Genomic DNA, 21,276 nt, shown 5'->3' with positions numbered 1-21,276 from the left:
CGCGCTTGCGTTTATGTCCGAGGAGGGGCCCCATGTTCAGGCCGCAACTGATTACCCTGCAGCGCGGCGCGTTGCGTATCGAACCCATGGTCGATGCGGATATTCCGGCGCTGGTGACCCTGGCCGAAGCCAATCGCCAGGAACTGATGTACATGAGTGGCGCGCTACGGCTGGACTGGTACCGGCTCGGCTTGACCGAGCAGCGCGAGGGCAAGGCGTTGCCGTTCGTCATTCGCCTCGGCGATCAACTGGTCGGTACCACGCGTTTCGGTGACTTCCTGCCGACCTTGCCGGCGGCGGAGATCGGCTGGACCTGGCTCGACCGCAGCCAGCACGGCAGCGGGCTGAACGACTCGGTGAAGTACCTGATGCTGCGTCACGCCTTCGAGACCTGGCGGATGGTGCGGGTGCAGCTGAAAACCGCGGCGAGCAACTTGCGTTCGCAGCGCGCCATCGAAAAACTCGGGGCGCAGCGCGAGGGCGTGCTGCGCAATCATCGTCGCCTGGCCGACGGGCGCCTGGATGACAGCGTGCTGTACAGCATTACCGATCAGCAGTGGCCGGCGGTTAAGCAGCAGCTGGAGGCGCGTTTCAGCGGTTGAGCGATGGCGCAGGGAAGCAGCGAGCACACACGTTTCTGGCAGTCCCGCGAGTTGGGCGGCATTGAGCTGCTGCACGCGCATTATATTGAGCAGTGTTTTACGCCGCATGTGCACGAGGGATTCGTATTCACCGTAATAGAGCAGGGCGCTCAACGGTTCAGGCATCGTGGCACCGATCACCTGGCGCCGGCCGGCAGTATGGTGTTGATCAACCCGGACGAGCTGCACACGGGTTCCAAAGCCCATGAGTACGGCTGGCGCTACCGCGCCTTCTACCCTGAGGTGGCGCGGGTGAGCTGCGTGCTGCAGGAGCTGGAACTCGGCCTGGCAGGTCTGCCCGGTTTCGCCGACAGCGTGTTGCATGACCCTTTGCTGGGGCAACGCTTCGCCGAGTTGCACCGTCTATTGGATAGCCAGGCCAGCGCCTTGCAGCAACAGACGGCGTGGCGTGAGGCGATCCTGCTGCTTTTTCAGCGCCATGCGCGGCTTCCCCAGGTGGCGGCGCCTGGCCGTGAGCCACAGGCGGTGGCGCGGGCCAAAGAGCTGTTGGCCAGCCAGTTGGCCGAGCCACCCTCGCTGGAGCAGTTGGCGGCGGCGGTCAATCTCTCGCCTTTTCACTTCGCCCGGGTATTCCGCCGCGCCACCGGCCTGCCGCCGCATGCCTGGCTCAAGCAGCGGCGTCTGGAGCAGGCGCGGGCCTTGCTCAGAAGCGGCTGCACGCCGCTGAGCGTGGCCATGCAGTTGGGCTTTGCCGATCAGAGCCACCTCACGCGCCAGTTCAAGCAGGCCTATGGCGTCGGCCCGGCTGAGTACCGCAACGCCGGCATCCGCTGACATCGCTCCGCCCCCATGCGTGGGAGCGGCCTTGGCCGCGATACTGGCCGAGAAGAACCATTGTCACCAACGCCTCCTGCATAGCAGTCGTTTGTGAAGCTGGCGGGTGCAAGTGCGCAAGATCGTTCAAGACGGCTGGCGGGTGCAGCGGTAGGCTTTCGAGTCGGAGGAACCACTATGACCCGCTCGCAAGAATTCACCCAGGGTGCCCGCGACATGCTGCCGATGCTGCTCGGCGCCATTCCGTTCGGCATCATTTTCGGCAGTCTGGCCGGTAGCGCCGGGCTGAGTACCTGGCAGGCCCTGGGCATGTCGTTGCTGGTGTTCGCCGGCTCGGCGCAGTTCATCGCTATCAGCCTGCTCGGCGCCGGTGCCGGGTTGACCGTGCTGTTGCTCACGACCTTGGTGGTCAACCTGCGTCACGCGCTCTACAGCGCCAGCCTGCAACCCTTCGTGCGTCACCTGCCCAAGCGTTGGCGCGTGCCGCTGGCCTTCTGGCTGACTGACGAGGCCTACGCGGTGGTGGTGCATCGCTATGCCGACAGCGATCCGCTGGCCGATGCCTCGCCCAACAAGCACTGGTACTTCCTCGGCGCCGCCCTGGCGATGTACCTGAATTGGCAGCTATGCACCCTGGTCGGCGTGCTGTTTGGTCAGAGCGTGCCGAACCTCGCAGCCTGGGGGCTGGATTTCGCCATGCTTGCCACCTTTATCGGCATCGTCGTGCCGATGCTGCACAATCGCCCACAGGTCGCCGCTGCGCTGGTGGCGAGCGCAGTGGCCCTGGCTTGTCACGCACTGCCGTACAAACTCGGGTTGATGGCGGCGGCGTTCAGCGGGATTGTCGTGGGTGTGCTGCTGGAGCGGCGTAATGAACGGCTTATCGAGGAGCACCCGTGATGGATAATTGGTTGCTGATTCTCGGCATGCTGGCGATCACCTTTGCCACGCGCTACAGCCTGTTCGCCTTTCCCGATCTGCGCTTTCCGCCGTTGGTGCGTCAAGGCCTGCACTACGTGCCGACCGCGGTGCTGAGCGCCATAGTAGTGCCCGGCATGTTGCTCCCGGACGGCGAGCACTGGGTGCTGCGCCTGGATAACGCCTACCTGCTGGCGGGGCTGGCGGCCATCGCCATCGCCGCGCTCACGCGCAACCTGCTGGCGACCATTGGCGGTGGTTTCCTGGGCTTCTTCCTGTTGCGCTGGGCCTTGGGGCAATTGCCTTTGTGAGCTGCGCCGGTTTTGCCGACAGGGCGGCAAAAGTCGCCGATCCTTGTGGCTTTACACCGGGTGAGCGCAGTCCAATGTTGGACGGGCGCCAAAGGCCCGTTAACAGGCTTTCACGGCCTGTGAGGTTTTTCCGGCCCTGTCGGCCCCAGCCAGGAACATGGACGATGACCCAACAATCACAATTCAGCTTGCTCGGAAAAAAGCGCTTCCTGCCGTTTTTCCTGACTCAGTTGCTCGGTGCCTTCAACGACAACATCTTCAAGCAGTCATTGATTCTCGCAATCCTGTTCAAGTTGAGCGTCAGCGCGGACCGCGCCCTGTTGATCAACCTCTGCGCCTTGCTGTTTATCCTGCCGTTCTTCCTGTTCTCCGCGCTCGGCGGGCAATTCGGCGAAAAGTTCGCCAAGGATGGCTTGATCCGCAAGATCAAGTTCGCCGAGATCCTGATCATGCTGGTCGGCGCCGCCGGGGTATTGCTGGATAACTTGCCGTTGATGCTGCTGGTGCTGTTCGCCATGGGCACCCAGTCGGCGCTGTTCGGCCCGGTCAAGTATTCGATCCTGCCGCAGCACCTGCGCGAGGAGGAGCTGATTGGCGGTAACGCGCTGGTGGAGATGGGCACCTTCCTGGCGATCCTGGCCGGCACCATTGGTGCCGGGGTGATCATGGCCAGCAGCGCATACGCCAGCCTGGTCGCCGGCTCGGTGGTGCTGGTGGCGCTGCTCGGCTACCTGGCCAGCCGCGGCATCCCGCGTGCCGCTGCGGCCATGCCGGAGCTGGTCCTGGATTGGAACATCCTGCGTCAGTCCTGGGGCATCATGCGGCTGGGGTTGAAGGAACAACCGGTCTCGGTGTCGCGTTCGCTGGTCGGCAACTCCTGGTTCTGGTTTCTCGGTGCGGTGTACCTGACGCAGATTCCGGCCTACGCCAAGGAGTGGTTGTACGGCGACGAGAGCGTGGTGACCCTGATTCTCACGGTGTTCTCGCTGGGCATCGGTCTGGGCTCGATGCTCTGCGAGCGCATGTCCGGGCACAAGGTGGAAATCGGCCTGGTGCCGTTCGGCTCGATCGGCCTGACCCTGTTCGGCATCCTGCTCTGGTGGCACTCCGGCGGCTTCCCGCAGGCCGAGCAGGCGCACGATTGGCTGGGCGTGTTGGCGCAAGGCCAGGCCTGGTGGATTCTCGGTTCGATCCTCGGCATCGGTTTGTTCGGCGGCTTCTACATAGTGCCGCTGTATGCCCTGATCCAGTCGCGCACCGCGGAGCACGAACGGGCGCGGGTGATCGCGGCCAACAACATCCTCAACGCCTTGTTCATGGTCGCCTCGGCGATCGCCTCGATCCTGTTTCTCAGCGTGGCCGAGCTGTCGATTCCCCAGCTGTTTCTGGTCATCTCGCTGATGAACATCGCGGTCAACAGCTACATCTTCAAGATCGTGCCCGAGTTCAGCATGCGTTTCCTGATCTGGCTGCTCGGTCATTCGATGTACCGCGTCGAGCACAAGGGGCTGGACGCCATCCCCGATGAAGGCGCCGCGGTGCTGGTGTGCAACCACGTGTCCTTCGTCGATGCCCTGCTGATCGGCGGTGCGGTGCGGCGGCCGGTGCGCTTCGTCATGTACTACAAGATCTACAACCTGCCGCTGCTCAACTTCATCTTCCGTACCGCCGGCACGGTGCCGATTGCCGGGCGCAACGAGGACCTGCTGGTCTACGACGCGGCGTTCAAGAAGATCGCCGAATACCTGCGCAACGGCGAGTTGGTGTGCATCTTCCCGGAGGGCAAGTTGACCGCCGATGGCGAGCTTAACGAGTTCAAGGGCGGCATCGAGCGCATCCTCGAGGAGAACCCGGTGCCGGTGATCCCCATGGCGTTGCAAGGCCTGTGGGGCAGTTTCTTCAGCCGTGATCCGGAGAAGGGGTTTTTCAAACGCTTGTGGTCGCGGATCAATCTGGTAGCCGGCGGGCCACTAGCGGCTGAAACGGTGAAGCGCGAACTGCTGCAAGCGCGGGTGGCCGAGTTGCGCGGCGATTGGCGCTAGCCTGGGGTGGTTGGGCTGGGCGCGCGCTATGAGTACTGACTCGCTGACCTAAACGCTTGAACCGCGCCCCGCATCTGGGGGGGGCCCGTTGCTGGGACGGCGCCACACCGAGGGCCAGCGAACAGTAAGCCCGGCGTCAGCTACTTGAGTCTGCCGGTAAAGCGGCGATCTGGTGCGGGCCGTGCTTAGTCGCTGTCGCCACCCGACTTTCCCGCTCCCTAAAAAAGGCCAGTATCAAGACTGGCCTTTTTACTATCGGGTAGCACTCAAGCGCTCTGCACTTCGCCTGTGCTCAGTTGTTCGTGGCGTTGGCCAATCACTTGGGGCAATAGCGAGCCGACCAGCATGCCGAGGGCGCTCAGCAGCAGGCCCACCAGTTGCGGCGGCCAGAAGTCGCTGTCCTGGTAGCTGTACTCCAGGCTCAGCCACGACAGCAGGCCAAAGCTGATGGCCAGCAAGGCGCCCTGAGTGGTGGCGCGGCTCCAGAACAGACCCGCGATCAAGGGGACCGATGCGGCCACCAGGGTCACTTTGTAAGCGCTGCCGACCATCTCGTAGATGCTCGCGTCCGAGTACAGGGCAAAGCTCAAGGTGATGATCGCGCAGGCAACAATGGTCCAACGCATGGCCGTGAGAAACTCGCGGTCATTCATGTTCGGTCGCAGGCGCTTGAGTACGTTCTCGGTAAAGGTCACCGACGGCGCCAGCAGCGTGCCCGAGGCGGTGGACATGATGGCCGAGAGCAGGGCGCCGAAGAACAGCACCTGGGCAAACACCGGGGTCCGTTCGAGGATCAGGTGCGGGAGGATCATCTGCGCGTCCTCTTCGAGGAAGTGCTTGACCATCGCCGGGTCGATCATCGAAGCCGCGTAGGTGAGGAAGATCGGCAGCATGCAGAAGCCCAGGTAGAAGATGCCGCCGGCGATGGTGGCGCGCGAGGCGATCTTTTCGGTTTTCGCCGACATCACCCGGGCGTACACGTCCTGCTGCGGGATGGAGCCAAGCATCATGGTCACGCCGGCACCGATAAAGGCGACGATATCCTTGGCGGTGAAACTATGCATAAAGCTCAGCTTGCCTTCGCTGGCCGCCTGGCTGATGACTTTCTGCGGGCCACCGGCCATGTCGCCGATCAGCCAGGTCAGGTAGCCCAGGCCGACCACTATGATCGCCATCTGGAAGGTATCGGTCAGTGCCACCGACCACATGCCGCCGAACAGGGTGTAGATCAGCACGATCAGGGTGCCGATGAACATGCCCTGAGTGATGCTGATGGAGCCCTCGGACAACACATTGAACACCACGCCGAGGGCGGTCAGTTGGGCGGCGATCCAGCCCAGGTAGGAGGCCATGATCACTAGGCTGGTGATCAGCTCGACTTTCGGGCCGAAGCGCTTGCGGAAGAAGTCGCCGAGGGTCAGCAGGTTCATCCGATAGAGTTTGCGGGCGAAGAAGAAGCCCACCAGCATCAGGCAACCGAAGGAGCCGAAGGGGTCTTCGACGATGCCGGAAAAGCCGTCCTCGATAAATGCAGCGGGGATGCCGAGGACGGCTTCCGAGCCGAACCAGGTGGCGAACACCATCGCCATCACCAGGGGAAAGGACATGCTGCGGCCACCAGCGGCAAAGTCTTTTGAGTTGTGCACGCGCGTCGAGGCAAAGATACCGAGGCCTACTGTGATCAGCAGGTAACCCACAACAAACCAAATCAGCATGTGTTTTGTTCCAGTGGCTCTGGCTTGTCGAGTTGTCGTCGGCATGCGCATGGCAGGCAGGACAGAGCGGCGCGACAGGCGAAAAATTGTTGTTTTGGTGGGTGGGCCGACGACGCTGGCTGCCAGGTAAGCCCTTGGGGTTACCTACTGACCAGACGGTTGCCTGACACCACGTCGCGCAGTCTGCCAATATCGTAAAATATGTCAAACATTTACGACGAATTGTCCGGTTAAAAATTACAGGTGGGCCAGATAGAGCCTTTGGCTGTTTTTCAAGTTAATGATTTTAAACAAGATAAAATTATTTTCTTGAATTTCGGCAGTTGTATATTTTTAACAGCCTGGTGCTGGCTCGATAAGGCGCCAAGCGCAGTCGAGCGAGCGTTGCCAGTGGTGGCAGCAGCGACTCGCATGGCCGGAGTTTTGCCCGCATGCGCTGCGTGCGGCAGGTGGATGGTCAGGCTGGAGGCTTGCAGCCAATGCTTCTGGCTGTACGTTGAGGCGCCGCGCCGCCGGTCTGGCGCGCTAGTGGCTTAGCTTCAGCCCGAGCAGGCCGCAGACGATCAGCGCCACGCTGGCCAGGCGAATCAGTGCCATGGATTCGCCGAACAGGATGATCCCCGCGATCACCGTGCCGACCGCGCCAACGCCGGTCCAGATTGCATAGGCGGTGCCCAGCGGCAACTCCTTCATCGCCAGGCCGAGCAGGGCCAGGCTGACGATCATCGCCGCGACGGTGAGCAGGGTTGGCAGTGGGCGAGTGAAGCCGTCGGTGTACTTCAGGCCGACAGCCCAGCCGACTTCGAACAGGCCGGCGAAAAACAGAATGATCCAGGACATGAAGGCCTCCACTTGGACGGTAATGGCGGGGCCGTCCCCGGTGATCACTCACAGGAGTGTGAGGTCGTCCTCATGTCGTGCGCTATTGTGCACAGTTCGATTGCTTGTACAAGCGGTGGCGGATTAGCGGAGGCTTTGGGTGTTCTCGGGTGCTATCTGGCAGCCAGCGAGTCAGGCCGCGTCCGATCACCGGCGATCGGCTCGCCGATGAGATGCCTGCGCAACCGAGCCTGCGTTGCAGGCCTAAGCCTAGGCGCAGGCGCGCGAACCAGGGGCTGCCTGGCTCGCACAGGCATGGGCTTAGAGGCCCTGCGGCGTGTCTTCGCCGCCCAGAGCTTCGAACAGCGCCGGGAGGAACTCGACGAAGGTCATCATCATCAGGGTGAAACTGGCATCCAGCTGGCCGAGGGCGTCTTCGCCACCATCCTGTTCGGCTTGATCCTGCAACAGGTCTTCGAAGCGCAGGCGCTTGACCACCAGTTTGTCGTCGAGCATGAACGACAGTTTGTCCTGCCAGGCCAGGGACAGCAGGGTGACCTGTTTGCCGGCGGTCATGTGCAGCTGGATTTCGTCGCTGGTCAGATCCTGGCGCTTGCAGCGCACCACGCCGCCATCTTCATGGGTATCGCGCAATTCACACTCATCGAGCACGGTGAAGTCGGCTGCGGCCTGTTGCGACTTGACCCAGTCGGTCATGGTCGCGCTCGGGGCGATCTTCACCGTCAGCGGCCGCACCGGCAGCGAGCCAATGGCCTCGCGCAGGGTGGACAGCAGGTCTTCGGCACGCTTAGGGCTGGAGGCGTCGACCAGGATCAGACCCTGGGCCGGGGCGATGGCGGCGAAGGTTGCCGACTTGCGGATAAAGGCGCGCGGCAGGAAGGTCTGCACGATCTCGTCCTTGAGCTGGTCGCGCTCTTTCTTGTAGACCTTGCGCATCTGCTCGGCTTCGATCTCGTCGACTTTTTCCTTCAGGGCATCGCGCACCACGCTGCCGGGCAGAATGCGTTCTTCTTTGCGTGCGGCGATCAACAAGAAGCCCTGGCTGTTATGCACCAGCGGCGCGTCGGCGCCTTTGCCGAAGGGGGCGATGAAGCCATAGGTGGTCAGCTCCTGACTGGCGCACGGACGAGCCGGTTTGGCAGCCAGCGCGGCTTCGAGTGCCTCGGTATCGAACGGGACGTTTTGGGTGAGGCGGTAAACCAGCAGGTTACGAAACCACATGACGGGGTGACTCTCCATTAACGCAAAGCGCGCATTATTGTCCCCCGCAGCCTCTCAGGCCAACCCTGCGCTAAGCCTTTGGCGTGTCGATAATTTTTTTTTCGAAGAAGGCTTGCCAAGGTGAGGGTGGCTGTCTAGAATGCGCCCCACTTCGAGAGTGAAGGGTGATTAGCTCAGCTGGGAGAGCATCTGCCTTACAAGCAGAGGGTCGGCGGTTCGATCCCGTCATCACCCACCAAACTCGCTTTTGAAGTTACGCGCAGCGGTAGTTCAGTTGGTTAGAATACCGGCCTGTCACGCCGGGGGTCGCGGGTTCGAGTCCCGTCCGCTGCGCCATTTTCCCCTCGCTTCACCTCGGCAACACCTCTTTCGCGGCGCTCGCTGCAATCTTCTTAAAAAACTCTAAACACCTGAACTTATACGCATTTCTTGGCTCGTATCCTGGTAGCCAGTGATCGTAGCGGCCTGCTAAGCTCGCGCCTTCACTCGATTGCCCTAGGGCGCTCCGAACAAGGAATAAGCATGAAACAGCATCGTTTAGCGGCGGCGGTCGCCCTGGTGGGCTTGGTTCTCGCAGGTTGTGATTCGCAAACCAGCGTCGAACTGAAAACCCCGGCGCAGAAAGCCTCCTACGGCATCGGCCTGAACATGGGCAAGAGCCTGGCTCAGGAAGGCATGGATGACCTGGACTCGCAAGCCGTTGCCCAGGGCATCGAAGATGCAATCGGCAAGAAAGAGCAGCGCCTGAAGGATGAAGAACTGGCCGAGGCCTTTGGTTTCCTGCAGAAGCGTTCCGAAGAGCGCATGGCAAAACTCAACGAAGAGTCGGCCAAGGCCGGCAAGACCTTCCTCGCGGAGAACGGCAAGCGCGAGGGTGTGGTGACCACCGACTCCGGTTTGCAGTATGAAGTGCTGACCAAGGCCGACGGTGCCCAGCCGAAAGCCACTGACGTGGTGACCGTGCACTATGAAGGCAAGCTGACCGACGGTAGCGTGTTCGATAGCTCGATTCAGCGCGGCAGCCCGATAGACCTGCCAGTCAATGGCGTGATTCCGGGTTGGGTCGAAGGTTTGCAGTTGATGCACGTCGGCGAGAAGTACAAGCTCTTCATTCCGAGCGAGCTGGCGTACGGCGAGCAAAGCCCGACCCCGGCAATCCCGGCCAATGCGGTATTGGTGTTTGAGCTGGAACTGCTGAGCATCAAGGATACTGCTGCCAAGGACGCTGCCACCGAGCAGTGATACCGGCAGGCTAACAACAACGCCCCGTCTCGACGGGGCGTTGTTGTTTATAGCGGTCAAAAAAGCCGAGCGAGAGCTGACCGAGGAGTCTGAACAGGGCTGTTGTGGTGCGCCGATGTTACGGTTATGCACATTTCGCCAGTTGGCCGGACTGACCTGCGGTAGCTTTCTGTAGAAACCTTTTGCAATTTGTAAATCATTGATTTATTTGATTTTTATTGGCTGGATAAAAAATGGCCGATCTGTGGTCGAGCCGCATGGGCCGGGCGTTTGCTAGGCTAATTCAGAATCTGTTCACAAGGTTATCCACAGCTTTAGTGGATAACCCGAGCCAACCCAGTCAGCATGCGGGCTGACGAGGAGTGACGATGAAAGCTCCGTGGAATTTTGCGCGTTACCTGCCCTTGGCGCAGCGTTTTCTGAGTGGTGGCCGGTTACCCGGCTTGCTGTTGGCGGTGGCACGTAAGAGCGCCAAGCAGGGCGAACGCTTTGCCGGTTTCAAGGAGGATCTGCGGCTGCTGCAAGGTCTCTGTCTGGCGTGGTGGCGTGGCGAGTATCGGGCAGTCAGTACTCAGGCGGTAGTGGCTGTGGTGGCGGCATTGCTGTATTTCGTAACGCCGCTGGATGCATTGCCGGACTGGTTATTGGGGGTGGGCTTGATTGATGACCTGGCCGTACTGGCCTGGGTGCTTCGTACCTGGAGCGATGAGCTAACGGCTTTTCGCAGGTGGCGGGAGGCTCAGACGCCCGCCAGGCTCGAGCTCATCGAGCGGCTCCCAAGCGATGAGCATTCAGTGTTGCAGGCACCATCGTCTTGAGCTATTCAGGTTTCGCCATCGAGTATCCGGGCAAGCAGCCCTACGTCACATAGCTCTTGCGCGTCGCTCCAGGTGCTCCGGCAAGCAAGGCATAGGATAAACAGTGTGCGCGCACAGGCACCCATGCAGCAGCATTGGGGTATTCGCTTGGCGGTTTAGATCACGACCTTTTTGCCATCGGACTGTTAAGATAACGGGCCTGCACGGAGCGTGCTGAGGTTGTCGGTACTGCTTCCCATGGAGAGTCGAAGATGAATGTGCAAGTGATCAAACGTGACGGCGAACCCGAATATGCGGTGCTGCCTTGGGCGGACTATCAGGCGTTGCTGCAGGCCGCTGGCCGTGCAACGCAGGCGCCTGAGTCGGCAGCCGATGCCAGGCCGGCGCTGAGTCAGTTGGCAGGCTTGCGCGAAGCGAAGGGCCTGTCGCTGGCAGAGTTGGCGCGTACCGTAGGTATTAGTCCCCATTATCTTGGGATGATCGAAAGCGGCGAGCGCCAACCGGATGCGGCTATTCAGCGCGCCTTGGCCTGGACGCTGGGTGTGGCAGGTTGGGAGTCGGCATCGTGAGCGTGAGTATCAGTCGCCAGCATTGGCAAGCGCTGCTCGGTGAACTGGAGAACGCTCGGCGTCAGCGCCATCTGCTGACCTACCGGGCGCTGATCGAGCGTTTGGCTCTGCCGACGCCAGCAATGCAGACCCTGACTGCGGCGTTGGAGCATCTGGCGGCGCTGGATGCGAGTGCCGAACGGCCGCTGCGCAGCGCGCTGGTCATCAGTCAGGGCGCCAGCCGTTTGCCGCGTACCGGCTTCTTCGATTGCGTGACCCGGCTCGGTCGCTTCGGCGGTGCTTCGGATGGCGTTGCGGCGGCCTCCTGGCATGCCTCCGAAGTGGTGCGGGTGTTCGAGTTCAGTTATCCAGAGGAAGACTAGGTGCTGTGGCACCTGCGCGCGCGTATCAGTTATGTCATCGCTCGACGGCTGTTTCACTGGTCCTGGCTGGTCAAGCAGCCGCGCGGCTGGCGGTGGCTGGAGGGGCAATTCGCGCGCATGGCCAACTTGGGTGATGTCGCGGCGCAAAGCTTTTACGGCCATATTCTGCTGTTTCGCGGCCAAGGCTTGGGCGCCCGAGAAGAGGGCATTCGTCTGCTGCGCCTGGCCGCCACGGCTGGTGATGGCAAGGCCGCCTATCAGCTCGGTGCGTTGAGCCTGGCCGGCGATACCCGACAAGCGCCGGATGGCCTGCAAGCCGCGGGCTGGTGGTCGATGGCCGCGGCAGCCGGTCACCCCTTGGCCGCCCAGCGTCTGGCCGATCTGTATCGGGACGGCGCCACCGGCTTACACGCGGATGCCGAACAAGCTGAGCGCTTTGCTCGGCGGGCGCACGAGTTGGGGTTGTAGCGCATGACTAGGTTGGCGCTACGCTCCGCCGCGTCCAGTCGCGAGTCTTACCTGTGCATGTTGTTTACGCCGACAGTTTCTGCGTGTCGATGATATGCAGGCTGTAACCCGGCACTGCCTTGGCGTGGCGCTTGGCTTCCGAGGCCAGGCTGGCCAGTTGGGCGGCATCCAGTTCGGCGCACTGCTCGGGGCGTAAATGCACCACGCCGAGGGAGAGCGATAACAGCGGAAACTCCTGGCGCTGACCCTGGCGATTGTGCGCGCTAATGCAGCCGGCCTGCAGGTGCTCATCGCGGTAGAAGCGTCGGCACTGGCCCTGAAAGTCTTCCAGTAGCCGATTCAGCCGGGCACGCCAGTCCACCGAGCCGAGCACCAGCAGGAAGTCGTCGCCACCGATATGGCCGACGAAGTCGCGTGCCGGGTCGACCCGTTCGTTCAAGCATTGCGTCAGACACAGCAGTACTTCGTCGCCTTTGGCATAGCCGTAGAGGTCGTTGAACGGCTTGAAGCTATCGATATCCACGTAACAGATCACCGCTTCGCGGCTCTGTTGCAGCAGGCGGGTCAGGCACTGCTGGATAGGCACGTTGCCCGGCAGCATGGTCAGCGGATTGGCATAACGGGCCTGTTGAATTTTTAGTTCGGTAATCAGCTTGAGCACGTCGATCACCCGACCGAGCCCCAGGTAGCAGCCGCCCTGGGTGATGATGAAGTCTTCTTCGACGCGCTGGCGGGCACGGCTGGTGAGTAGGCGACTGACCTGTTGCAGTGACTGTCCCAGTTCGACGGCGAGAAAGTCATCGCTCATCAGGCGGCTGATCGGTTTGCGCGCGAACAACTCGGTGGCGAAGGGTTTCAATAAGATGTCCGACAGCGAGTGGCGATGGACGATGCCAACCGGCTGCTGTTGCTCGTTGAGCACCGCCAGGGAATTGAGATTGGCCTGCGCGCGAAAGGCTTCCAGCACTTCGGCGGTCGGGGTGTCATGGGCCACGGCCGACTGCTGGTTGAGTAGTGCGGTCAGGTCGCAGCCCTCGTCACTCAAGGCCGCCGGCGCGTTGTCGAGTTTCGGCAGCAGGTTGCGTGCATCGCGCGGCGGTTGTTCCTGGGGGCGACTGAGCAAATAACCCTGCAGCAGGTCGACGCCCATCTCCGAGAGTACGCTGAGCTCTTCGGGCAGTTCGATGCCTTCGGCGATCACCGTGGCCCGCGAGGCTTTGGCCATTTGCAGGATCGAGCCGACGAACTCGCGTTTGACCGCATCCAGGTGAATGCCGTCGATGAAGTGGCGGTCGATTTTCACGTAATCGGGTCGCAGCTCCGACCACAGGCGCAAGCTCGAGTAACCGGCTCCCAGGTCGTCCAGGGCGATGGAAAAGCCCATGGCGCGGTAATGGTGCAAGGCGGTGTCGAGCAGGGCGAAGTCGTCGGTGGGCGATTGCTCGGTCAGCTCGATCACAACCTGGCTTGGCGGAATACCCAGGCTCTGCAGCAACTGCAGGGTGCGGCCTGGCTGGTGGCTGGGCTCCAGTAACGAGTCCGGAGAGACGTTGAGGAACAGCTTGCCTTCCAGCTTCAACTCGCTGAAGCGCCGGCAGGCACTCGTGCGGCAAGCCAGTTCCAGTTCGCTCAGGCGCCCGGCGTGACGCGCCACCGCGAACAGGTTGATCGGCGAATGCAGCGGGCTGTTCGATGGGCCGCGGGTCAGGGCCTCATAGCCGAGGATGCGCCGTTCAGAGAGGGAGACGATGGGTTGAAACAGGCTATGCAGGTCGTCGTGTGCGAGGATGTGGCCCAGAGCGCTCAACTGCTCGGTGACGGTCATGGTGGGTCTCGATATCCAGAAAAAGCGAAGGGGCTGATAGTGTTATCAGCCCCCTGCATTTCACGACAGATCGATGACTATTTGATGACAGTGGCGGGTTAGTGTTTCGCCACAGGGGTTTCGAGGCCCAGGTAGTCGAGCAGGATGTGCCCGGTTTCGGCGAGGAAGGCATCATCTTCCGGCTTGGACTTCTTGTCTTCGGCCGCTAGCGTCTCTTCATCCTCTTCTTTCTTCAGCTCGCTCAGCAGCGTTTCGCCTTTGGCCTTGCGTCGACTGTTCTCGATGACCAGTTGCTGCGCCTCGATGTCGGCCTGTTGCGCACGGCGTTTGCGTTCGTTGAGGCTGACCGTGGTTTCGTTCATCAGCTTCTGCGCCAGGCTCAGCCGATCACGGGTGAAGGCGAAGTCCGGGTTCTTCGCCGTACGGTCGTCATAGCGGCTTTTCAGCTCGGCCAGGAAGGGTTTGATCGAGTCCAGTTCGGGCTTGATCGCCGGGCGAATGCTGTCCCAGGGCAAGGCCTCTGGCAGTGCGCTCTCGCCGATTTCCTTGGTATCCATGACGTCGGGGTACTGGATGTCCGGAATCACGCCCTGGTGCTGGGTGCTTTGTCCTGATACGCGGTAGAACTTGGCCAGGGTCAACTTCAGCTCGCCGTGGTTGAGCGGCTGGATGGTCTGTACCGTGCCTTTACCGAACGTCTGGCCGCCGAGGATCAGGGCGCGGTGATAGTCCTGCATGGCACCGGCAAAAATCTCCGAAGCCGAAGCGGACAGGCGGTTGACCAGTATGGCCATTGGGCCGCTATAGAAGGTACCGGCATCGTCGTCGGCCAGCACGTCAACCCGGCCGTCGCTATTGCGCACCAGCACGGTAGGGCCCTTGTCGATAAACAACCCGGTCAGTTCGGTGGCTTCTTGCAGCGAGCCGCCGCCGTTGTTACGCAGGTCGATGACCACGCCGTCGACTTTTTCTGCTTGCAGTTCGCTGAGTAGGCGTTTGACGTCGCGAGTGGTGCTTTTGTAATCCGGGTCGCCGGCGCGGAAGGCTTTGAAGTCCAGGTAGAACGCAGGGATTTCGATGACGCCCAGCTTGTAGTCACGGCCTTCGTGCTCGAGTTTGAGTACCGAGGACTTCGCCGCTTGCTCTTCCAGTTTCACCGACTCGCGGGTGATGTTGACGATCTTGCTGGTCTGGTCGTTCGGCGCATTGCTTGCCGGAATCACTTCCAGACGCACTTGCGAGCCTTTCGGGCCGCGGATCAGTTTGACCACTTCGTCGAGGCGCCAGCCGATCACGTCGACCATCTCGTCGTCGCCCTGGGCAACACCGATGATTTTGTCCGTCGGGGCGATTTGCTTGCTCTTCTCGGCCGGCCCAGCGGGCACCAGGCGCACCACCTTGACGTACTCGTTATCGCTTTGCAGCACGGCGCCGATGCCTTCCAGCGAAAGGCTCATATTGATATCGAAGTTCTCCGCGTTATCCGGGGAGAGGTAGGTGGTGTGCGGGTCGTAGGTCATGGCAAAGGCGTTGATATAGGCCTGGAACACGTCCTCGCCGCGGGTTTGCTGCAGGCGCGCCAGCTGGCTCTGGTAGCGCTTGGTCAGCAACTCCTGAATGGCTTTCGGCTCTTTGCCGGCGATTTTCAAGCGCAACACTTCATCTTTCACGCGCTTGCGCCAGAGGTCATCCAGTTCGGCGAGGTCCTTGACCCAGGGGGCCTTCTCGCGATCGATCAGCAGGCTTTCATCGACGCTGAAGTCTATGGCATCGACGCCTTTGTCGAGCATCTTCAGGGCAAACTGCAGGCGCCCTTGAAAACGGTCCAGATGGCGCTTGTAGATGGCGAAACCGGGTTCCAGGTTGCCACCCTTGAGGAAGTCGTCGAACTTCGTGCGCCACTGGTCGAATTCGGCGATATCACCCGCAGTAAAATAGCTGCGCGACGGATCGAGGAACTTCAGGTAGCCCTCATAGATCTTTGCCGAGCGTTCGTCATTCAGTGGTGGCTTGCTGTAATGGTGGCGCTTGAGCAGTTCCACGACATTCAGGCTGGCAATGACTTGCTCGCGACTTGGCTGCAGGTATTCCCAGGAATCGCTGGCGCTGGTCTTTGCGGCCAGTGGCAGTGCACTGAGACCGATGGCCAGGGCGAGGGTGGCGCTGAACAGTGAACGCTTCATGCTGAGTCGACGTGGGGGCAGTTGATAACGCATATTAGGCCGTCTTTAAGGGCGCCAGGTTCCATCGGCGCAATGCAAAAGCCCGGCGAATCAGCGCCGGGCTCGGTTAAATGCACTATGGAGGCAGCGTGAAGGCATTGCAAGGCGTTGACGGGCGAGTGGAGTGGGCGGAGCAGCCTACCCCGGTCTGTGATGTAGGGGAAATTCGCATTCGCGTGGCGGCCGCAGGCTTGAATCGCGCCGACCTGTTGCAGTGTGCCGGGCTGTATCCACCGCCGCCTGGCGCCAGCGAAGTGCTTGGTCTCGAGTGTGCGGGTATCGTCAGTGAAGTCGGTGCCGGCTGCGACTGGAAAGTCGGCGACCGGGTCTGTGCATTGTTGTCCGGCGGCGGCATGGCCGAAGAGGTGGTGATCGATGCGCGGCATGCCTTGCCGGTGCCGGAGGGTGTGTCGCTGCAGGAGGCGGCGGGGTTGCCGGAAGTCTATGCCACCGCCTGGCTCAACCTGTTTCAGTTGGCGGGGCTGAAACCGGGCGAGAAGGTGTTGCTGCATGCCGGTGCCAGTGGCGTGGGCTCGGCGGCGATCCAGCTGTGCAAGGCCTTCGGTAGCCCGTGCTGGGTCAGTGTCGGCTCGGCCGAACGCCTGGCTTACTGCGAAAGCTTGGGCGCTCAGGGCGGCGTGCTGAGGGGCGATGACAAGCTGCACAGTCTGCGCGACTTCGGTCCCTTCGATGTGATTCTCGACCCGGTCGGTGGCGACTACGCCGCGCTCAACCTGGAGTTGCTGGCGCGTGATGGCCGCTGGCTGAATATCGGCCTGATGGGCGGGCGCAAGGCCGAACTGGATCTGGCGTTGCTGTTGGGCAAACGCATTCAATTGATCGGTTCGACGCTGCGTAATCGCGACGATCAGTTCAAGGCCGATCTCATGCGCGACCTGCTGCAGCACCTGTGGCCGTTGTTCGCCGAGGGTCGACTCAAGCCGCAACTGGCGCGCAGTTTCGCGATCGAGGATGCGCAGGAGGCTTTTACCGCGCTGGCGAGTAATAAGGTCAACGGTAAATTGGTACTGGTTATAGACCCGACATTGACCTGATCCGTTAACGATTGGCTTTATCAATCGAAACCATGGCGGCAATCAATCAGCTTTTTCGGGCCAAACGGCTAACATGCGCCCTGTAAATTTTCTAACCCTCATAAAGGAACCAGAGATGAACCTCATCAACACCCAAGTTCAACCGTTCAAGGCCAACGCTTTTCACAACGGCAAGTTCATCGAAGTGACCGAGCAATCCCTCAAGGGCCAGTGGTCGGTGCTGATCTTCATGCCGGCAGCCTTCACCTTCAACTGCCCGACCGAGATCGAAGACGCCGCCAACAATTACGCCGAGTTCCAGAAGGCCGGTACCGAGGTGTACATCGTCACCACCGATACCCACTTCTCGCACAAGGTCTGGCACGAGACGTCGCCGGCCGTTGGCAAGGCCAAGTTCCCGCTGATCGGCGACCCGACCCATGCGCTGACCAACGCCTTCGGTGTGCACATCGCCGAAGAAGGTCTGGCGCTGCGTGGCACCTTCCTGATCAACCCGCAAGGCGTGATCAAGACCGTGGAAATCCACTCCAACGAAATCGCCCGCGACGTATCGGAAACCCTGCGCAAGCTGAAAGCCGCTCAGTACACCGCCGCCCACCCGGGTGAAGTGTGCCCAGCCAAGTGGAAAGAAGGCGAAGCGACGCTGGCTCCGTCCCTCGACCTGGTCGGCAAAATCTAACAACGGTTTGAGCGCTGCTGCGCTCGGCGATGCAGCGTTGTATTCAGATTCGGGCTTGTCATGTACGTCAGTACACTCCGCGCCCTCACCTGATTACGCCTTGCTTCGCCTTCGCGCGCGACGCGCTCAACTCCGTTGTTTAAATCGTCTACGCGCTTCTAAGGCTGCAACCCAGCTTTTGTAGTGCCCGAACGCCCGGGCGCGATCCGCCCGGGCGTTTTTGTGTCTGAAATTCGTTAAAAGGGATAGCCAAATCATGTTGGACGCCACGCTTAAAACCCAGTTGAAGGCCTACCTCGAGAAGGTCACCCAACCCTTCGAGATAGTCGCGTCCCTCGATGACGGCGACAAATCCCGCGAACTGAGCGGCCTGCTGCACGACATCGTCGGCCTGACCGACAAAATTTCCCTGCGCGAAGATGGCAGCGACGACCGCAAGCCGTCGTTCTCGCTGAATCGCCCAGATGCGGATATCAGCCTGCGCTTCGCCGGCATCCCCATGGGCCACGAATTCACTTCCCTGGTGCTGGCGCTGCTGCAGGTCGGCGGTCATCCGTCCAAGCTGGCGGCGGACGTCATCGAGCAGGTCAAAGGTATCGAAGGCCAATTCAACTTCGAAAGCTACTTCTCGCTGTCCTGCCAGAACTGCCCGGACGTGGTCCAGGCGCTGAACCTGATGGCCGTGCTCAACCCGAATATCCGTCACGTCGCCATCGACGGCGCGCTGTTCCAGGATGAAGTCGGGCAGCGCCAGGTCATGTCGGTGCCGAGCATCTACCTGAATGGCGAGTTGTTCGGCCAGGGCCGCATGGACGTCGAGCAGATTCTCGCCAAGCTCGACACCGGCGCCAGTGCTCGCGACGCCGAGAAGCTCAATGCCAAGCAAGCCTTCGATGTGCTGGTGGTCGGCGGTGGCCCGGCGGGCGCCGCTGCGGCTATCTATGCCGCGCGTAAGGGGATTCGCACTGGCGTCGCCGCCGAGCGGTTCGGCGGCCAGGTGCTCGACACCATGGCGATCGAGAACTTCATCTCGGTGCAGGAAACCGAAGGGCCGAAACTGGCGCGCGCCCTGGAAGAGCACGTCAGGCAGTACGACGTCGACATCATCAACCTGCAGCGCGCCAGTGCGCTGATTCCGGCGAGCAGCGCCGGCGGCTTGCATGAGGTGAAATTCGACAGCGGCGCGTCGTTAAAGGCCAAGACCCTGATCCTCGCCACCGGCGCCCGCTGGCGCGAGATGAACGTACCCGGCGAGCAGCAGTACCGCGGCCGTGGCGTGGCCTATTGCCCGCACTGCGACGGCCCGCTGTTCAAGGGCAAGCGGGTGGCGGTGATCGGCGGCGGCAACTCCGGCGTCGAGGCGGCCATCGACCTGGCCGGCATCGTCGCCCATGTCACCCTGATCGAGTTCGACAGCCAGTTGCGCGCCGATGCGGTGCTGCAGAAGAAGCTGGCCAGCCTGGGCAACGTCAGCGTCATCAAGAGTGCCCTGACCACCGAGGTGCAAGGCGATGGGCAGAAGGTCAGCGCCCTGGTCTATCGGGACCGCACGAGCGACGAACTGCGCACCGTCGAGCTGGAAGGCATCTTCGTGCAGATCGGCCTGCTGCCCAACAGCGACTGGCTCAAGGGGGCCATCGAGCTGTCGCCGCGTGGCGAGATCATCGTCGACTCGCGCGGCGAGACCTCGGTGCCGGGGATCTTCGCCGCCGGCGATGTGACCACGGTGCCCTACAAGCAGATCGTCATCGCCGTGGGCGAGGGCGCCAAGGCTTCGCTGAGTGCCTTCGACCACCTGATCCGCTCGAGTTGATCGAGTAGCGTTCAGGCACACCAGACAGCGGATAACCGGCATGGTTATCCGCTTTTTTGTGCGCGCGAGTTCATCGCGGCAAGCGAGTTGACCTACCTCTTATTGCGCTCATTCGCCGTGTGTCTGGCCGACTCGGCAATGCCAGGTGTGCTGCTTGACAGGTTAGATGATGGGTGACATATATCTAGGCTTATGGATGAAATCCAAAGGCCGGATTCACTGCTGCAGGGCCGCGAATGGCGGGTTAACTCGATGGAGAATCACATGAGCAAGCAAAACGAGAAGGGCACGGCATTGATCACCGGTGCGTCGTCCGGGATTGGCGCCACTTATGCCGAGCGCCTGGCGCAACGGGGCTTTGACTTGTTGCTGGTGGCGCGCGATCAGCAGCGCCTGGAAGCCTTGGCCGAGCGCTTGGCGCGCGAGCACGGGGTGAAGGCCGAGGTCTTCAAGGCCGACCTGACCAGCAAGGCCGATCTGCAAACCGTGGAGCAGCGCTTGCGTAGCGATACCGCGATTAGCCTGCTGGTGAACAATGCCGGGGTGGCAATGAACGGCACCTTGGCCGAGGCCGATCTGGATAAAGTCGAGAGCATGATTCAGCTCAACGTGGTGGCGCTGACTCGCCTGTCGGCGGCCGCTGCGGCGAACTTCGGCGGGGTTGGACGCGGCGCGATCATCAATCTCGCCTCGGTGGTGGCGCTGGCGCCGGAGATGTTCAATGCCGTCTACAGTGCGAGCAAAGCCTATGTGCTGAGCCTGACCCAGACCTTGCACGGCGAAGTCGCCAAGCTGGGGGTACAGGTACAGGCGGTGTTGCCCGGCGTGACCCGTACCGAAATCTGGGAGCGCAGCGGCATGGACGAGTCGGCACTGCCGCCGGAAATGATCATGGAGGTGGGCGAGATGGTCGACGCGGCATTGGCTGGCTTCGATCAGGATGAGTTGGTCACCATCCCTTCGTTGCCCGACGCTGCGGACTGGGGCGCTCTGCTGGCGGCGCGGAGCAAGCTGGGGCCGAACCTGTCGCGCAACAGTGCGGCGGCACGCTACAAGTAATCGCCTGCCGGGTCGCTGTTGCCACGGCGCCTGTTCCGTTTGCGGAGGGGGCGCTTTTTAGTGGCTGGTTGCTTATGCCTTGGGCTGGGTTTCGACCTGTTCGAGCAGCAGGCGTCGGGTGGTGTGCAGCAGACGGTCGGCCAACTCGGGATCGCTGGCACTGCGTGACAGCAGCAAGGCGCCGACCATGGCCGAGAGCATCAGCACGCTCTGCTCATCGGCGTGTTCACCCTGCAGGCAGGACTCGATCATCTGCAGACGGTCGCTAATCACCTTGTCGGTGATGGGGCTGGGTTGGCCGCGCTGGCCCAGTTCGGCGGACATGGTCGGCAGCGGGCAGCCGGCGCCCGGGTCGGCGCGGTGCGCCGTGGACAGGTAGCGCGCGATAAAACTCGGCAGCGGGGCGGCACCGGCGAAGACTTCCCTGGTGGCTTCCTCGAGCTGTTGCGCGGCGTTGTTCAGGGCAGTCTCGACCAGCTCGTCCTTGGACTTGAAGTGGGCATAGAAGCCGCCATGGGTCAGGCCCAGGGTTTTCATCAACGGTTGCAAACCGGTGGCGCCCACACCGTCGCGGCGAAACAGGCGCGACGCTTCATCGATGATGCGTTGGTGGGTTTTGGCTTTATGGTCTTCTGAGTAGCGCATGGTCTGTTTAATCCCGCCAAGATTCTTAGGATGCTG

General features: G+C 61.6%; 20 protein-coding genes and 2 tRNA genes. 16 read left to right on the top strand and 6 right to left on the bottom strand.

The features are described from left to right. The first annotated feature begins 32 nt into the window (after positions 1–32). The 5 genes from FBY03_RS07880 (at position 33) to FBY03_RS07860 (ending at position 4,707) form a co-directional block, all read left to right on the top strand. Positions 33–602 carry a GNAT family N-acetyltransferase gene (locus FBY03_RS07880; protein WP_147171645.1) on the top strand — a complete coding sequence of 190 codons (570 nt, stop codon included), beginning with the start codon at positions 33–35 and terminating at the stop codon, positions 600–602. Positions 603–605: 3 nt separating this feature from the next. Further along, positions 606–1,436: an AraC family transcriptional regulator gene (locus FBY03_RS07875; RefSeq protein ID WP_147171644.1), complete on the top strand. Its 831-nt coding sequence runs from the start codon at positions 606–608 to the stop codon at positions 1,434–1,436. A gap of 177 nt (positions 1,437–1,613) precedes the next feature. Further along, complete coding sequence (locus tag FBY03_RS07870; protein WP_147171643.1) at positions 1,614–2,336, top strand: AzlC family ABC transporter permease; 723 nt, start codon at positions 1,614–1,616, stop codon at positions 2,334–2,336. Further along, positions 2,336–2,665: an AzlD domain-containing protein gene (locus FBY03_RS07865; protein ID WP_147171642.1), complete on the top strand. Its 330-nt coding sequence runs from the start codon at positions 2,336–2,338 to the stop codon at positions 2,663–2,665. The genes FBY03_RS07870 and FBY03_RS07865 overlap by 1 nt, the downstream gene beginning before the upstream one ends. Positions 2,666–2,829: 164 nt before the next feature. Then, complete coding sequence (locus FBY03_RS07860) at positions 2,830–4,707, top strand: MFS transporter (protein ID WP_147171641.1); 1,878 nt, start codon at positions 2,830–2,832, stop codon at positions 4,705–4,707. A gap of 266 nt (positions 4,708–4,973) precedes the next feature. Here the strand turns inward: FBY03_RS07860 and FBY03_RS07855 are convergent, their stop codons facing one another. The 3 genes from FBY03_RS07855 to rdgC form a co-directional block, all read right to left on the bottom strand. Then, positions 4,974–6,422 (bottom strand): sodium:solute symporter family protein, encoded by a 1,449-nt coding sequence (locus tag FBY03_RS07855; protein WP_147171640.1) that lies wholly within the window; start codon positions 6,420–6,422, stop codon positions 4,974–4,976. Between the two features lie 525 nt (positions 6,423–6,947). Beyond that, entirely contained in the window at positions 6,948–7,262 is a 315-nt protein-coding gene (gene sugE / locus FBY03_RS07850; RefSeq protein WP_147171639.1) for a quaternary ammonium compound efflux SMR transporter SugE, read from the bottom strand. Positions 7,263–7,562: 300 nt separating this feature from the next. Then, positions 7,563–8,483, bottom strand: coding sequence for a recombination-associated protein RdgC (gene rdgC / locus FBY03_RS07845; RefSeq protein WP_147171638.1), 921 nt, complete (start codon positions 8,481–8,483; stop codon positions 7,563–7,565). 162 nt (positions 8,484–8,645) lie between these two features. On the opposite strand from rdgC, the gene FBY03_RS07840 reads away from it, so the two are divergent. The 7 genes from FBY03_RS07840 to FBY03_RS07810 all read left to right on the top strand — a co-directional run bounded on the left by FBY03_RS07840 (position 8,646) and on the right by FBY03_RS07810 (position 11,942). Beyond that, a tRNA-Val gene (locus tag FBY03_RS07840) sits at positions 8,646–8,721 on the top strand. A 21-nt stretch (positions 8,722–8,742) separates the two neighbouring features. Further along, positions 8,743–8,819 (top strand) — tRNA-Asp (locus FBY03_RS07835). Positions 8,820–9,005: 186 nt separating this feature from the next. After that, on the top strand, positions 9,006–9,725 hold the full coding sequence (locus FBY03_RS07830) for an FKBP-type peptidyl-prolyl cis-trans isomerase (protein ID WP_147171637.1): 720 nt from the start codon (positions 9,006–9,008) through the stop codon (positions 9,723–9,725). 368 nt (positions 9,726–10,093) lie between these two features. Further along, the gene (locus FBY03_RS07825; RefSeq protein ID WP_147171636.1) at positions 10,094–10,543 is read left to right on the top strand and encodes a YkvA family protein; all 450 of its coding nucleotides are present in this window, start codon (positions 10,094–10,096) and stop codon (positions 10,541–10,543) included. 251 nt (positions 10,544–10,794) lie between these two features. Further along, positions 10,795–11,112 (top strand): helix-turn-helix transcriptional regulator, encoded by a 318-nt coding sequence (locus FBY03_RS07820; protein WP_147171635.1) that lies wholly within the window; start codon positions 10,795–10,797, stop codon positions 11,110–11,112. Next, entirely contained in the window at positions 11,109–11,474 is a 366-nt protein-coding gene (locus FBY03_RS07815) for a hypothetical protein (protein ID WP_025167145.1), read from the top strand. Before FBY03_RS07820 ends, FBY03_RS07815 begins: the two co-directional genes overlap by 4 nt. Next, positions 11,475–11,942 carry a sel1 repeat family protein gene (locus FBY03_RS07810; RefSeq protein ID WP_147171634.1) on the top strand — a complete coding sequence of 156 codons (468 nt, stop codon included), beginning with the start codon at positions 11,475–11,477 and terminating at the stop codon, positions 11,940–11,942. Between the two features lie 64 nt (positions 11,943–12,006). Here FBY03_RS07810 and FBY03_RS07805 read toward each other — a convergent pair whose 3' ends face one another. Together FBY03_RS07805 and FBY03_RS07800 are read right to left on the bottom strand one after the other, a co-directional pair. Beyond that, positions 12,007–13,767, bottom strand: a complete 1,761-nt coding sequence (locus FBY03_RS07805) for a bifunctional diguanylate cyclase/phosphodiesterase (RefSeq protein WP_147171633.1) — start codon at positions 13,765–13,767, stop codon at positions 12,007–12,009. A 98-nt stretch (positions 13,768–13,865) separates the two neighbouring features. Next, positions 13,866–15,950: a carboxy terminal-processing peptidase gene (locus FBY03_RS07800; protein WP_178090596.1), complete on the bottom strand. Its 2,085-nt coding sequence runs from the start codon at positions 15,948–15,950 to the stop codon at positions 13,866–13,868. Between the two features lie 128 nt (positions 15,951–16,078). Here FBY03_RS07800 and FBY03_RS07795 point away from each other — a divergent pair, with 128 nt between their 5' ends. From FBY03_RS07795 to FBY03_RS07780, 4 genes are all read left to right on the top strand, one after another. Then, a complete protein-coding gene (locus FBY03_RS07795; protein ID WP_147171631.1) occupies positions 16,079–17,044 on the top strand; it encodes an NAD(P)H-quinone oxidoreductase in 966 nt (321 codons plus the stop codon). A 115-nt stretch (positions 17,045–17,159) separates the two neighbouring features. After that, complete coding sequence (gene ahpC, locus FBY03_RS07790) at positions 17,160–17,723, top strand: alkyl hydroperoxide reductase subunit C (protein WP_147171630.1); 564 nt, start codon at positions 17,160–17,162, stop codon at positions 17,721–17,723. A 256-nt stretch (positions 17,724–17,979) separates the two neighbouring features. After that, the gene (gene ahpF, locus FBY03_RS07785; protein ID WP_147171629.1) at positions 17,980–19,536 is read left to right on the top strand and encodes an alkyl hydroperoxide reductase subunit F; all 1,557 of its coding nucleotides are present in this window, start codon (positions 17,980–17,982) and stop codon (positions 19,534–19,536) included. A 264-nt stretch (positions 19,537–19,800) separates the two neighbouring features. Beyond that, positions 19,801–20,595, top strand: coding sequence for an SDR family oxidoreductase (locus tag FBY03_RS07780; protein WP_147171628.1), 795 nt, complete (start codon positions 19,801–19,803; stop codon positions 20,593–20,595). 72 nt (positions 20,596–20,667) lie between these two features. Here FBY03_RS07780 and FBY03_RS07775 read toward each other — a convergent pair whose 3' ends face one another. Continuing rightward, positions 20,668–21,240, bottom strand: a complete 573-nt coding sequence (locus tag FBY03_RS07775; RefSeq protein WP_147171627.1) for a TetR/AcrR family transcriptional regulator — start codon at positions 21,238–21,240, stop codon at positions 20,668–20,670. Positions 21,241–21,276 lie beyond the last annotated feature (36 nt).

It is taken from the genome of Pseudomonas sp. SJZ079, assembly GCF_007993865.1.
Lineage (GTDB): Bacteria > Pseudomonadota > Gammaproteobacteria > Pseudomonadales > Pseudomonadaceae > Aquipseudomonas.
Note: the sequence above shows the minus strand (reverse complement) of the source record. Positions and strands in the feature narration are given on the sequence as shown.

What these genes read in the sequence shown, in the direction of transcription:
- ahpF (WP_147171629.1), top strand. Translation starts at nt 17,980, where the DNA reads ATGTTGGACGCCACGCTTAAAACCCAGTTGAAGGCCTACCTCGAGAAG.
- FBY03_RS07820 (WP_147171635.1), top strand. Translation starts at nt 10,795, where the DNA reads ATGAATGTGCAAGTGATCAAACGTGACGGCGAACCCGAATATGCGGTG.
- FBY03_RS07880 (WP_147171645.1), top strand. Translation starts at nt 33, where the DNA reads ATGTTCAGGCCGCAACTGATTACCCTGCAGCGCGGCGCGTTGCGTATC.
- FBY03_RS07855 (WP_147171640.1), bottom strand. Translation starts at nt 6,422, where the DNA reads ATGCTGATTTGGTTTGTTGTGGGTTACCTGCTGATCACAGTAGGCCTC.
- FBY03_RS07805 (WP_147171633.1), bottom strand. Translation starts at nt 13,767, where the DNA reads ATGACCGTCACCGAGCAGTTGAGCGCTCTGGGCCACATCCTCGCACAC.
- ahpC (WP_147171630.1), top strand. Translation starts at nt 17,160, where the DNA reads ATGAACCTCATCAACACCCAAGTTCAACCGTTCAAGGCCAACGCTTTT.
- sugE (WP_147171639.1), bottom strand. Translation starts at nt 7,262, where the DNA reads ATGTCCTGGATCATTCTGTTTTTCGCCGGCCTGTTCGAAGTCGGCTGG.
- FBY03_RS07775 (WP_147171627.1), bottom strand. Translation starts at nt 21,240, where the DNA reads ATGCGCTACTCAGAAGACCATAAAGCCAAAACCCACCAACGCATCATC.
- FBY03_RS07860 (WP_147171641.1), top strand. Translation starts at nt 2,830, where the DNA reads ATGACCCAACAATCACAATTCAGCTTGCTCGGAAAAAAGCGCTTCCTG.
- FBY03_RS07825 (WP_147171636.1), top strand. Translation starts at nt 10,094, where the DNA reads ATGAAAGCTCCGTGGAATTTTGCGCGTTACCTGCCCTTGGCGCAGCGT.
- FBY03_RS07800 (WP_178090596.1), bottom strand. Translation starts at nt 15,950, where the DNA reads ATGAAGCGTTCACTGTTCAGCGCCACCCTCGCCCTGGCCATCGGTCTC.
- FBY03_RS07780 (WP_147171628.1), top strand. Translation starts at nt 19,801, where the DNA reads ATGAGCAAGCAAAACGAGAAGGGCACGGCATTGATCACCGGTGCGTCG.
- FBY03_RS07870 (WP_147171643.1), top strand. Translation starts at nt 1,614, where the DNA reads ATGACCCGCTCGCAAGAATTCACCCAGGGTGCCCGCGACATGCTGCCG.
- FBY03_RS07865 (WP_147171642.1), top strand. Translation starts at nt 2,336, where the DNA reads ATGGATAATTGGTTGCTGATTCTCGGCATGCTGGCGATCACCTTTGCC.
- FBY03_RS07875 (WP_147171644.1), top strand. Translation starts at nt 606, where the DNA reads ATGGCGCAGGGAAGCAGCGAGCACACACGTTTCTGGCAGTCCCGCGAG.
- FBY03_RS07830 (WP_147171637.1), top strand. Translation starts at nt 9,006, where the DNA reads ATGAAACAGCATCGTTTAGCGGCGGCGGTCGCCCTGGTGGGCTTGGTT.
- rdgC (WP_147171638.1), bottom strand. Translation starts at nt 8,483, where the DNA reads ATGTGGTTTCGTAACCTGCTGGTTTACCGCCTCACCCAAAACGTCCCG.